Genomic DNA, 12573 nt, shown 5'->3' with positions numbered 1-12573 from the left:
TGACGCGTTCGACACCACACAGCACACAGCACACAGGATCCGCCCGTGACACCGTTCAGGATGCGAAATCCGTGATCACCGTCACGCCGGTGCCTTCAAACCGGTTCATGTTCGTCAATGCCTCGATCGAAGCACTGAGGCTGATCTCCCTGCGGACCATTCGCCCGGGCTGCAGCTTGCCCGCGCGGATCATGTCCAGCATCGGGCCATAGCGATGGGCCTGCATGCCGTGGCTGCCCAGAATTTCCAACTCATGCGCAATCACCTTGCTCATGGGGACTGCGGGCGTCGTGTGATCACCCAGCATCAGGCCGACCTGCACATGCTTGCCGCGCCGGCGCAGATTGCTGATCGAGTTGAAGCACGTGGTGGGATGGCCCAGCGCATCGAGCGAAACATGGGCGCCCCCTTGCGTGATGGCCTTCACCGCCTCAACCACATCAGACTCACGCGATGCGTTGACCGTGGCGACGGCCCCCAATGAACGCGCCAGCTCCAGCGCGCTGTCTGAAATGTCGATGGCCACGACATTCGCGCCGATGGCGTTGGCAATCATGATGGCCGACAGGCCCACGCCGCCGCATCCATGCACCGCAACCCATTGGCCGGCAGTGGTCTTGCCCTGGTCGACCACCGCACGAAACGCCGTCACGAAGCGGCAACCGAGGCTGGCCGCCGTGGTGAAGTCCAGGTCGTCCGGCAGGCGCACGAGGTTCAGGTCGGCATAGCCAATGCCAACGTATTCAGCAAACGAGCCCCAGTGCGTAAAGCCCGGCTGGAACTGTTGTTCGCACACCTGTTGATGCCCCGCATGGCATTCTGGGCAGTGACCACAGCCGCCCACAAACGGCACCGTCACCCGGTCACCCACCTTCCAGCGCGTCACATCCGCGCCGACCGCCGCCACCACGCCGGCCAGCTCATGACCGGGCACGTGCGGAAGCTCGATATCGGCGTCGTGGCCCATCCAGCCGTGCCAGTCGCTGCGGCACACGCCGCTGGCCATCACCTGCACGACCACGCCATCCGTTGCCGGAGTCGGGTCGGGAACGTTCATGTGCTTCGGCACGGCGCCGAAGGCTTCGTAGACTATGGCTTTCATGATTCCAACGCAGAGCGGATGAGCGTTGCAATATAAGCCGCAGTCGCCGAAAGTATCTTTCTATTTCGAGGGCGTTTCTGGAGTCTTTCGAAGCGCCCTTTCTGATTCCGATACGCCGTGGAAAGGAGATTTCATGGAAGCACTGGACACCATCGATCTGGGCCTTTTGGATCAACTCCAGCAAGACGGACGCGTCTCCAACGCCAAGCTGGCGGAGCGCTTTTCCTTGAGTGAAGCATCATGCTGGCGGCGGCTCAAGCGCCTGGATGATGCCGGCCTCATCGAGGGCTATCACGCAGCGCTCGACCGCCGCAAGCTCGGGCTCGGCGTGATGGTGTATGTGCAGATCATGTGCACCCAACACACCGAAGAGGTCACGGCGGAGTTCGAACGGCTCATCCTGGCAAGCCCCAACATCCTGGCCTGCGACAACACAACGGGCGAAGCCGACTACCTGCTCCAGGTGGTCGCCAATGATCTGGACGACTACAGCCGCTTCGTTGAAAAAGTCCTGAGAAAGCTGCCCGGTGTGTTTGGCATCCGCTCGAATATTTCGCTTCGTCAGGTGAAGTCGACCAAGCGGTTGCCGATTGTTTGAGGCGGGCCAGCCCTGCACGTAACGCTGCGGCGGGGCACCCACTGGCCGGTCTTTGGCAATGGCTTGCCCGTGAACCGGCGCAACGTCACCAGATCAACATCTCTTTAAAGACAGCGATTTGAGGATGTTTGAAATTCGCGCAATCAAACCGTTGCCGGCGCGGCACAGATGGCCACGCGCGTGGGCATTACTTCAGCGATCCGCCAGCTTCCAGCGCGGCAAGCCCGATCGCACTGCGTGACTCCACGCCAAGCTTTTTCATGATGTGCCCCACGTGGGTGCGCACCGTCCAGTAGCTCATGTTCAGGGCCAGGGCGATCTGCTTGTCTGACATGCCCTTGAGCATGAGGTGGCAGACCTCCCCTTCGCGCACGGTCACGCCAAACTGCTGCTGGAACCAGGCAGACGACCCCACGCCCCGTGCGACGAGGTGAATCCGGCAACCGAGCGCAGGGCCATCGTGCGCAGCCAGTCGCTCCACGCAAAACCCGAAGCCTTTCCATTGCCCGTGGCGTGATCCGTTGGCCGCCTCTGTCAATTGCTGATAGAGCGCGTCTCGCTCTTCCATGCACAACCCAATCATGATGGCGCGCGCCTTTGCGTTGGGCAGGGGCGGTGACTTGCCGTCGAGCATGAACGTTGGCACGTGCGCACCGGCATCAGCAACAGCGCCGACTTCCCCCACTTCCTGGATGACGCGAAGTTGATGCGCATTCAACAGATGCGGCTTCAAGAGGCTCAGCAGCAATGTCTCGCGATCGCCGAAACGCTTGTTTGGATCGCTGGTGCTGAAGCGATAGTCCAGCAGCATCCCGTTGGCATCGGGCAGGCGCAGGCTGATGCCCGGATACGCCTTGTGCCGGCAGAGAAAATCTGTGAAGTACTCCGACTTGCCCCATTCGGAGCGGCAGATCTTCCGCTCGATCACGACGGGTTCAAAGCTGCCCGTCAGGCACTGCGCAATCGAGTCGACCCCATGGAAGTACTGCTGATACTCACTGCGCATGGCCTGGTCTCGGCCCCACAGCGCGCTTGGGCGTGTCTGATGCGTACCGTCGCGCCCCCACTGGATATGCGCCGCAAGATCGAAATGCAGCAGCGACCCCAGCTTCTCTGCCACTTCCGGACGTTCGAGAACACTGACGCTCGATGCCTGGTGCAAATGCCCGGTGATATCGAGCAGCGCCCGTAGTTCAGCTGTAGAGAGATCCATCGATCGCTTGGCCGGCATGCAGCCGGTGTTGAGTCTGAAAATCCATCGTGGTGCTCCAAGCGCGTCTATCCATACGACAGGTATATCGGCACAACGGCCGAGGCCTATAGCCGGTGTACTTCAGATCGGCCAGAACGCCTAGCGCAGTTGTGCCGTACCGGCCATCGCTATCCATAGCGATGGTTGCGGGCCGCCCGATTTTGCGATAGTGCGCCTGACGAAGGCTGGTTGCCGCGGCTGCGAGCCGCCGCCTGGCCTCAAATCAAGTTGCATCGTGCTTTTCGAAGAGGAACCCGCATGCCAGCGCAAACACCACCGTCGACCAGTCCGCCAGACATATGCCGTCCTGGCCTTCCATCGACCGCCATGGTTGCGCGCTGGGACGCCGCCCCGACATCGCTGGCTGTCATCTTTCTCGACACTTCGCTCCTCAATGATTCCACCTGGCTGCCTTCAGCGGCCAAGCTGCAGCCCATGGCGCTGGAAGACGTGCAGCAGATGCTGAGCGGCGCATTGAAACCGCAGGCGGCGGCCAACGACATGGAGGCCAGCCCATCGCCCGCCACGCTGGAGCCGAAACCCCTCACCCCGCGCCAATGCGACATCCTGAAAGAGGTGGCCTGCGGCCGCTCCAATTCAGAGATTGCCGAACGGCTGCATATCAGCGTCGAGACCGTCAAAACGCACGTGCGCCAACTGCTCGTGCGCATGGGTGCACGCAACCGCACAGAGCTGGCGACGATTTACCAACGCAGCCGCTGAGCCGGCCAAGCAGCGCCTGGCTCGCGCAACATTTCGCGTGCGGTACGTTCTGATTGGGAGCACAGCGCAGCCGTTTGATCCGGCTTGCTGGCATGGGTCATCACATGGCCGATTGCCGCATGTGACTCCGTTTGACGCTGGGCGAGCGCCCTAATGCGCGCAGATTCGTACACCCCCCGCTGCACTGCGAGTGCGCGCAACATGCGTGCACCCTTCCGGCCGCGAGGGATTGTCCGGCAACCTTGCGATGCGCCGTTACGTCAGCGCGCCAGCGTCGCAACCTCCGCGGCACTCAACGCCCCCGCCTGAACGCGGAAGCCCTGAATGCGCCCGTTGAACGATGGATGCGCCCAGTTGCGGCCCAGGAAGGTCACCTGATCGCCAACCTGCCGCGGCGACAACAGCATGTCGTCGTTCTTCCCCACCTCCGTGCCGTCTACGTAGAGGCGGCAGGTGTTGCCCTGCAGCGTGACCGCCACATGGACCCAGCGGCGAATCGGCATGGCCCACGGGGCATCTACAGCCTGCATGTCGTTGCCTGTCGCCCCGAAGATCCCGAAACGCAGCACGCCCGAGCCGGACTGGGGCGCGACAAACATGGCTGCATTCGCGTCCTGCCCTGCGAAGAACATGCAGCTATCCCAGTGCAGCCCATTCGCGTAGGCCCAGAAAGACAGGCTGAAGTCGTCCAGGTCAGCAAACAGCCCAGACGGCAACTGCAGGCCTGCCTTCTGACCGTCGAACGCGATGGCCTTGTCGTTGACGCGCCCGTCGCCCCAGGTTGCGCCGTCCAGCAGCGTGCCCTGCACCAAGGCCGTAGTGCCGGCGGCGGTCAGCACCGCGCCGACCGTGCCGGTGCCGTTCGGGTCGTTCAGCGGCAATGACAGCCGCGTCTCACCCGGCACGGCAATGCGCGCCACGTTGGAGCCCGTGTTCGGCGCACCGTTGCCCTGGGCGCTGATCTGATAGAACCAGATGCCGTTGGGCGGGGTATCGCTGTAGGTGAGCAGCTCGCTGGCCGAGACCGTGCCCAGCAGGCTGAAGGGGCCGTTGGCCTGGCTGGCGCGCTTGACCGCATACGACGTCGCGCCCACGCTGCCCCACCACGACAGCACGACGCGGTTGCCGCGCAAATGCGCCGTGAGCCCAGACGGTGGCTTCATCGGCCCCGCATAAGGCGAGAGACGCTGCGTGAGCGTGGGGTACATCACGTCGTCGCTGCTGCCGCCGTAGTTCGGCTCGCACCACGTCACCATGCGCGCGACGTTGGGCGCGGCCAGCCCCATGCGATTGACGTAGTGGTTGTAGATGGGCTCCCACGCATTGCGGCGGTGCTGGAACGACTGGTTCACCTCCGTCCACGGTGCCGGGTGCGGGGCCGTGGGGTTCTGCTCGCGTGCATAGGGCATCGCATACGGCTTGCCGTTCTCGTCCAGCAGGTTCGATCGCGCCACGTACTCGGCCGCAGAAAGGAAGCGGTTGTTATAGAGCCCGTAGAGATCGTCGCCCTGGTTCCAGGCCATCTCCATCAAGTCCCCACCCAGTGACATACCCAACGTGGAGTGGCCCTGGTCGCGCCCGCTTTCTTCCCACTGCCCGAAATGGCCCGGGTGCATGTAGTACACGCCGTGCACGATCGAGCCATTGCCGAAATTGCGCAGCTTGCCGCGGTTGTTGCCCGCGTAGCAGTCGTAGGCCAGGCGGTACAGATCCGGCTTGTCGCAGAACACGCCGATGGCCATGGCGCCCGCCATCGAGGCCATGTCCCAGTTGGCATGCGAGCCGATGCGCCCGTCGCTGAGGAAGTTCGAGCAGATGGGCGCGAAAACGTTGAGCAGCATGTCCTGAAAGCGCTTCAGGCTTGCGGGTGCCCAGCCGGAGTACGTGCGCAGGACTTCGCCAATCTGCGCCAACTGGTGCCCTTGAATGCCGGCCAGGATGATGAAGGTGTGGTCGTCATGGGCGGTCGAGCCCGGGGGCACCGTTCCGATCACCTTCAGGGTGCTGGCCCAAGCGTCCAGGAACTCCACTGCCTTATCGGCATAGCGGTTGTCTTGCGGGTCAGACAACTTCCAGTGCAGCACCAGAGACCACGCGCGCCAGATATCCACGTACAGGTTGTTCTTGCTGCCATCGGCCCGGTAGACAGCGGGCAGCGGGAAGGGCTTAGTGTCGAGCGTGCCGAAGCGATCGACGCCCAGCGTGTTCCACCAGTTCGTCCACGGCTGGTCACCAGCCTTGATATGCGCGCGGATGCGGGTGAAGGCGTCTTCAGTCACCAGCAGGGCCGGGTGGCGGAAGACGCCACTCTCATACGCCGACGCAGCCGTCGCAGGTGCTGGAGTGGCCGGGGCAGTCGGGGCGGTCGGGACCGTGCCGCCTGTCTTCTCTTGCGGCTGGCCTAGCCCCGCTGCGGAAGCGTCTTCGCCCCCTCCACCGCATCCCGGCAAAAACGGCAACAAGGGGAACAGCCCCAGACCCAATGACAGCGCTCGACGCACAGGATTAGGCACCGCGCCGACGCTGGCGCGTTCCACGGATTTTTTCATCATGTATTGACCCGACCATCTTTTTTTAATGGCGCAACCGTATGGCAGCGTGCGAAGGCGCGTCAACGCAAATGGGCAAACGGTGAGGATTTTTGAGTGTTCGGGCGTGCGGCCGGTCGAACTCCGAGAGTGCGGAACGGCTGCACATCAGCGTGGAAACCGTTAAAAGCCACATGCGCCAACCGCTTGTGCGCATGGGAGCGCGCAACCGCACTGAGTTGGCGACGATTTATCAACGCAGTCGGTAGGGGTGGTGTTTCGAACTCGCTTGGCTGCACTGAGCCCGGCCACAGACGCCTCGCTCCACCGAGCGCGTCTTCCCTCTTAATCCCTGTCAGCCTGCCGGATTGCGCGCCATGACGATCCACGCGGCGCCGTTGATCATCACCGACCGCTCGCCGGGAAGGCTCGCAAAGGCGGCACGAACTGCGGCCGAGGCGCGGGCGCGAATGTCGTCGGGCTGATCAGCGAGCACCCGCGACAGCGGGCCGACTTCGAGCGTCATCTTCACTGCGTCGTCAATCGCGGCGTCCCGCGTTTCGCCCTCGCCGAATGGGACGGCCGCGTCGAAGGGCGAGATAGCGATATCGCTAAAGCCGGCCGCCATCAGGATGCGTGCAACGCGTTCCCGGTCACCGAACGAAAACGGGCCGGGTGCTTCGGGATCGGGCAGCGCGCTCGGCGGGAGGATGCCCTTGAGCGCGCCCACTGGCAGGCGCATCCAGTCGTTCTCGGCCGCACCGCGCCAGCAGACGAAAGCGACCCGGCCGCCCGGCCGGAGCGCGCGTCGCATATGCGCGAACGCCGCTGTCGGATCGTCGAAGAACATCACCCCGAAACGCGAGAACAGGATGTCGAACGCGCCTTCGGGCAGCGCTGCGCTACTGGCGTCGGCCACCTGAAACAGTGCCAGCGAATCCTTTGGCGCAAGCGCGCGCGCTCGGTCGATCAGCGGTTCGGATATGTCCACGCCCAGCACTTGGCCCTCCGCGCCAACGCGGGATGCCAGAGCTAGAGTCGACGCGCCAGCGCCGCAGCCGACGTCCAGCACGCGCTCGCCCGCTGCGGGCGCGGCGGCTTCTATCGCGGCTTGGCCGAACACCGCTACGAGAGCGTCCAGCCGCGCCTGGTTGGCGACCCAACGCTCACCGCTTTGACCATTCCAGTCACCAACCTGATCCGCACTTTGCTTTGCCATGTCATCTCCTTGACTTGACGATCCACCTTTCACAGCGCCGTTCTACGCCAACCTTTTTTTGAAGGCGACGACGCAACGGGAGAGGGGAATCTGTGCTCTCAAACAACCATCGACTGCTGGGCGAAGATGCCCGCCATCGCCCCCTGCGAGGATGCTTGGGTGACCGATGGCAAGAAGGGCGTGGTGAGGTCGCCGGCGGCGTAGATGCCGGGCATGCTGGTTTGGCGTCGGTCGTCGACGTTGAGCACTACGCCAGTGGGCGTATCGAGCGTGGCGAGGCCCAGTGATTCATGCAGGCTTGCGGACGGCTTGTTGCGCGGATTGGCGAATAGGATGTCGACCGCGACATTGCGGCCGGTATCGAGATTAACGGTGGTGATATGGCCCTTCTTGTGCGCGATCTCGACGATCCGGCCATCGACGAGAGGGATGTTGCGGCGCACCAGATCGGCCTGAATATCGGGCGCAATGTCACGACCATCGGCGAAGACAGTCAACTTGTCAGTCCAATCGCGGAACAGCTTGGCAGACTGATACGACTGCGGGCTGGACCAGACAAGGCCCCAATGCTGGCCGGCGACTTCAAAGCCATCGCAATACGGGCACGGCACGATGGACGTGCCCCAGCTTTCGGCAAAGCCCGGCACATCAGGCATCTGGTCGGCGACGCCATAGCTCAGGATCACGCGGCGCGCCCTCAGGGTTTCGTGATCGTCAGTGACGACGCAGAAATCATCGATGGCGCCAGACACGCTCTCGGCCCGGGCGTGGACGAGGCTGACCGTTGGATAGCGCGCAAGCTGCTGCCGCGCCTCGGCCAGGATATCCAGCGGCGGCTTGTGATCGTGGCCGAGCAGGCCATGCGAGTGGCCTGCAAAGCGGTTGCGTGGCCGGCCGGTATCGAGAACGGTGACTTTGCGGCGGGCACGGCCAAGCTGCAGTGCGGCGGCGAGGCCGGCAAAGCTGCCGCCGATGATGATGACGTCATTCATGGTGATGGGCTCCGTGTTGTGGATGAGGGGTGGGCCGGGGAAACCTGATCTGCACAACCGGTTGAAACCTGCCCTTGTCTTGCACATTGCGATACTGAGTGGTATCGTATTAACCAATTTCAATACTGTCAAGTACCTTAATTGTCGTGACCGAAAACAGCCAAAGCCGGCGCGGCCGGCCCGCCAACGAAGCGCTTCGCCAAACGATCGTCGACGCCGCCTGCGAACTCTTTGTGGAATTGGGTTTTCAAGCGACGACGATGGACAAGGTTGCCCAGCGGGCGAAGATATCCAAGCTGAGCATCTATCGGCACTTCGAGAACAAAGAGGCGCTGTTCAGCGCGGCCATGGTGGCCCGCTGCGATCAATTTGCACCGCAGGCCCTTTCTGAAGGCGTCGACGGTTCGGCCGAAGATCAGCTCATGGCGGTGGGCTCATCCCTGCTGCGCACGCTGTTGAGCCCGGACGTCCGCAGCGTCGAAGCCATGGTCCTGGCCGACAAGACGAATCAACAGTCGTTAAGCAAGCTTCATTACGAAGCCGCGCCTGCCCGTGTCATCGCCCACATCGAGGCCGTATTGCGTCAGCTGCACGCGAAAGGGATGCTGAACGTGCCCGATACGCACCTGTCCGCCCGCTTGTTTGCCGCACTTTTCAAAGGGTCGGATCTCTTGCTGATCGCACGCTTTGATGAGGCGAGAGCGGAAGACAACAACGAAATCGAATCCTATTGCCGGGCGGCCGTCGCCCTGTTCATCGCCGCGCACGGTGGCACCTAAAGGTGCGCTTTCACGGCCGGTGAAGAACACGGAAATTCTGACGGGCCCGGAAACCCCGACAGGCCCGGCCTACCGGCTGCCACCCTTGGTCCCGCGTGCCGAGTTCTGAACTCTGCAATTGGCGTTCTGAACTCGACCTTTGGAGTTCCGAACCCCACGTTTGGAGTTCTGAACCCGGCGTTTGACGCTTTGAACTCCGCGCTCCGAGTTCTGAATTCGACGTTCGAAGCTCCAAGCTCGGCATGTGGAGTTCGGAACCTCACGCTTGGAGTTCTGAAGCCCATGGTTGGGCCTCTGAGCCCCATCTTTGGACCTCTGACCTCCATGTTCCGAGTTCAGAACCGCACGATCGGCCCTCCAAGCTCCGATTTGTCGGACCTTAAACCTCGGCGGTTGGACCTCTGACCCCAGCGTTCGACTGTTTTAGGTCGGCACGCGGGTGTCTGACCTCGGCGCGCGAGTGTTTGAGCTCGAAAATTTGAATGTCTGCGAGCGGCGCTTGGGTGTTGGCGCTCGGCGTTTGGGCCTCAGACCTTGGCGGTCGGGCCGTTGAGTGTCGTGCACGGCCCGTTGGGCTCGGCACGTAGAGGGCTGGGCGTTGTGCCCTGGCCTGGCGCCCCCGCCCGTCGCGGGTTCGCTTTGCTGCTGTTTTTTTATTTCTGCTTGTTCGCACGTGCCAGCACGTGCAGGACTTCCCACCGGTACAAGTCCACGGTTACGCCATCCAGCGATGTCAGCATGAAGGCGCCAATCGCATCGAGAAACCCGGCCTGGTATTCAACGGCCTTGTCCTTGACCTGATGCTGGTATTCCAAGCGCAATGTCTGGGGGCTGAACTGCCGCTGCACCTTCATGTTCATTTGGGTGCGCCGCAGATAATCCCGCGCGCTCAGGGCGCCTTGTGCATACAGGAGATTGTCTTCAAGGCTCATCGGGCACCTCCTGACGGAGGACGCTGCACGATGCAGGTGAAGTAACAGTTTGCGGGGCGATGCCCGCGTGGGATGGGTACAGCTTGGGTCGGTTGATCCATTGTCTTGCCTCTGGTTGAGTGAGGAGCCACCCACCGGTGAGGGTGGGCGGGCACACGACAAGGTCTGCAATACCGACAAGTGTTTCCAAGAACCGGCAGGGCCGAGGCCCTCCCTGCCGAGGCCCGCCCGTAGGGCGAACGACGACACGCGAGGGCTGTATCGGCACTCACGGGAAATACTTGTTCGGGATTGCAGTCCCGGCTGCGGTTGTTGCCGCAGCGGGGGGAGTTTAGCCGGTTCGAAGTAAGTGAATCAAGTTGGGTAAGAAGGATGGCGTTTTCTCCCATTGGAAACGCAGGCAGCAAACTCTCGCCCATACAAAATGACTAGCCCTCTTCGCTTATAAGACTCACTACCAAGGCAAATTTTCAGCGCTTAACCACACTGTCACCCCAACTTTCGGCGGGTAGAATTTCTAGCGAAGACCATTTAAATTTGTGCCAACTAGGCGTATCGCCTAGGTTGTCTGTTTTCGAAAAATCGTTGTTCGCTTGAACGGAAAATCTAAGTCTCGCATGAGACGTTCTGGTTTGTCTTTCTAAAGTCAGAACATGACCGGGATGACGGCCCATCAATGGGGTGCGCGGTGTTTGCCGTCGCGTCAATAAATTGATGACTGCATCTAACTACGGTTGATGAGCAAAATGCGTAGGCACCTGAGCCAGCGGTGAGTTTTTTGTTTCCGTTCCTTTATTCGGTGATGAGCAGTCGGATCTTTGATCCGGCGTAATCTGAATAAAGGAGAATTTATGCGAAAGCGTAAAACAAGCACTACGAAAGGCGGCGCTCGCGCTGCCAAGAAAACGAATGTTGCAAAGCGGGAGCAGACCAACATTATAGACAGCGCTAACCGCTGGTTCGGCATTGCCACCTTGGTTTCCAAGTGTTGGTTTTTGTTGGAATCTCTACCTTGGGATTATCTTCATCATCATCTGAAGTAGAGTAGGTGCCTACTTTTTTTTAGCTTATGCGGCCATACTATACAAAAAAGCCGATTGGCACAGTTTCATCCTTATCTGCTGCACTTCGCGCGGCCGAGCCTGTGCTTATGCATACGGCAAGAAATATAGAAAAACACTACACACCATACGAAATACCGAAAGCGGACGGAAAAGTACGCGCCATCGTCATTCCCAGCCTTCACCTTAAGACGCTCCAGAAGCGCATCAATCGGGAGATATTTTCGAATATTGTCTACCCTCCCTATCTGTATGGTGGCATTGAGGGGAAAGATTACGTACGGAATGCCAGTGCGCATCGTTCGGCTCATGTAGTCATTGCGTTGGACGTAAAGGATTTTTATCCATCAATATCGTTTCACCGCGTTCTGAACATATTTCAATATTTCTTCAAGTTTAGCCCGGAAGTTTCCGAGCTGCTCGCCAAACTTACGACATTTCAGAATAAGCTCCCCCAAGGCGCAGCCACCAGCTCTCACTTGGCCAATCTCGTTTTACATGACACCGAGTATCATCTAGCCCAGTACTGCGAAAACGCTGGACTCATATACACGAGACTCCTTGATGACATAACGATATCCTCGACAAAACCATTATCTGAGCAGAGAATCTCCAAGCTCATCGATATGGTAGCGAGAATGCTTCGAGAAAAGGGCTTAAAGCTAAAAAACAAAAAGACGAGAATTTCGTCACGGAGCAACCCGAAGATATTAATGGAAGTTACAGGCCTCTGGCTTAATAGAGGCAGCCCCAGGGTCAGCACTGATAATCGTCGAAAGATTCGCACGGAGGTCCATCAGTGCGCCGTCGCTGCGATGACTAGCCGAACGAGCCAGAGCTATCACAAGGCACATGCAAGTGTCTCAGGAAAAGTCGCAATGCTGAACCACGTTGGCCATGCTGAAGCCGAGAGATTCAGGAAAACACTTGCAGACATTCTTCCGCTTTATGACGCAAATGAACTTACAAAGACAATAAACATCGTCAATGTTCTCAGCCGATCATCTGAATCTGACAGGGAGGAATACGCCTTCAATTTGAATTATTTCAAAACAATGCAGAGAATTAATATTGTCGCGCGCAGCGATCCGCGACTAGCGCGTCGCCTTAGGGAAAAATTAGCAACCTGCAAACCAATTAATCAATCCGACGAGGCATTATATGACGAGCCAATCTGAAAACACAGAGTACGGCATCGTGAAGGCCTACTATCCGTTTAAGGGATTCGGCTTTATTAGCAGAGAGAAAGGGAAAGACGTTTTTTTCTACTTTCGAGACGTACGCGAAGAATCGGATGTTTTTGAAGGAGCAAAGGTAAAGTTCAAGCTGCTTAATAGTGCAAAGGGACCATACGCTCAACAAGTCGAGCGCGTCGGCTAGATGCGCG

The 12573-nt window shown here is 60.0% G+C and carries 11 protein-coding genes and 1 pseudogene; 6 read left to right on the top strand and 6 right to left on the bottom strand.

The features are described from left to right. Positions 1–55: 55 nt before the first annotated feature. Positions 56–1102 (bottom strand): zinc-dependent alcohol dehydrogenase family protein, encoded by a 1047-nt coding sequence (locus BM136_RS20150; protein WP_092974784.1) that lies wholly within the window; start codon positions 1100–1102, stop codon positions 56–58. A 133-nt stretch (positions 1103–1235) separates the two neighbouring features. Between BM136_RS20150 and BM136_RS20145 the strand changes: the two genes are divergently transcribed. Continuing rightward, positions 1236–1700 (top strand): Lrp/AsnC family transcriptional regulator, encoded by a 465-nt coding sequence (locus BM136_RS20145; RefSeq protein ID WP_024978208.1) that lies wholly within the window; start codon positions 1236–1238, stop codon positions 1698–1700. Between the two features lie 187 nt (positions 1701–1887). Here the strand turns inward: BM136_RS20145 and BM136_RS20140 are convergent, their stop codons facing one another. Further along, positions 1888–2913: a response regulator transcription factor gene (locus BM136_RS20140; RefSeq protein ID WP_092975076.1), complete on the bottom strand. Its 1026-nt coding sequence runs from the start codon at positions 2911–2913 to the stop codon at positions 1888–1890. A gap of 366 nt (positions 2914–3279) precedes the next feature. On the opposite strand from BM136_RS20140, the gene BM136_RS20135 reads away from it, so the two are divergent. Then, positions 3280–3675, top strand: a complete 396-nt coding sequence (locus BM136_RS20135; protein ID WP_254775705.1) for a helix-turn-helix domain-containing protein — start codon at positions 3280–3282, stop codon at positions 3673–3675. Positions 3676–3935: 260 nt separating this feature from the next. Here the strand turns inward: BM136_RS20135 and BM136_RS20130 are convergent, their stop codons facing one another. Beyond that, entirely contained in the window at positions 3936–6227 is a 2292-nt protein-coding gene (locus BM136_RS20130) for a LamG-like jellyroll fold domain-containing protein (protein ID WP_092974779.1), read from the bottom strand. 101 nt (positions 6228–6328) lie between these two features. Here BM136_RS20130 and BM136_RS25710 point away from each other — a divergent pair. Further along, a pseudogene (locus tag BM136_RS25710) lies at positions 6329–6472 on the top strand (LuxR C-terminal-related transcriptional regulator); the annotation flags it as partial. Positions 6473–6558: 86 nt separating this feature from the next. On the opposite strand, the gene BM136_RS20120 reads toward BM136_RS25710, so the two are convergent. After that, the gene (locus BM136_RS20120) at positions 6559–7422 is read right to left on the bottom strand and encodes a class I SAM-dependent methyltransferase (protein WP_092974774.1); all 864 of its coding nucleotides are present in this window, start codon (positions 7420–7422) and stop codon (positions 6559–6561) included. A 98-nt stretch (positions 7423–7520) separates the two neighbouring features. Continuing rightward, on the bottom strand, positions 7521–8414 hold the full coding sequence (locus BM136_RS20115) for an NAD(P)/FAD-dependent oxidoreductase (protein ID WP_092974771.1): 894 nt from the start codon (positions 8412–8414) through the stop codon (positions 7521–7523). 146 nt (positions 8415–8560) lie between these two features. On the opposite strand from BM136_RS20115, the gene BM136_RS20110 reads away from it, so the two are divergent. Then, a complete protein-coding gene (locus BM136_RS20110) occupies positions 8561–9193 on the top strand; it encodes a TetR/AcrR family transcriptional regulator (protein ID WP_092974768.1) in 633 nt (210 codons plus the stop codon). Positions 9194–9846: 653 nt separating this feature from the next. Here the strand turns inward: BM136_RS20110 and BM136_RS20105 are convergent. Continuing rightward, entirely contained in the window at positions 9847–10125 is a 279-nt protein-coding gene (locus BM136_RS20105) for a hypothetical protein (protein WP_092974765.1), read from the bottom strand. Between the two features lie 1150 nt (positions 10126–11275). On the opposite strand from BM136_RS20105, the gene BM136_RS20100 reads away from it, so the two are divergent. Together BM136_RS20100 and BM136_RS25765 are read left to right on the top strand one after the other, a co-directional pair. After that, positions 11276–12364, top strand: coding sequence for a reverse transcriptase family protein (locus BM136_RS20100; protein WP_175537177.1), 1089 nt, complete (start codon positions 11276–11278; stop codon positions 12362–12364). Further along, positions 12348–12566: a retron Se72 family effector protein gene (locus tag BM136_RS25765; RefSeq protein ID WP_092974760.1), complete on the top strand. Its 219-nt coding sequence runs from the start codon at positions 12348–12350 to the stop codon at positions 12564–12566. Before BM136_RS20100 ends, BM136_RS25765 begins: the two co-directional genes overlap by 17 nt. The last annotated feature ends 7 nt before the right edge of the window (positions 12567–12573 follow it).

It is taken from the genome of Ralstonia sp. NFACC01 (assembly GCF_900115545.1).
Lineage (GTDB): Bacteria > Pseudomonadota > Gammaproteobacteria > Burkholderiales > Burkholderiaceae > Ralstonia > Ralstonia mojiangensis.
The sequence above is the reverse complement of the archived record's forward strand: the minus strand, read 5'-3'. Positions and strand labels throughout refer to the sequence as shown.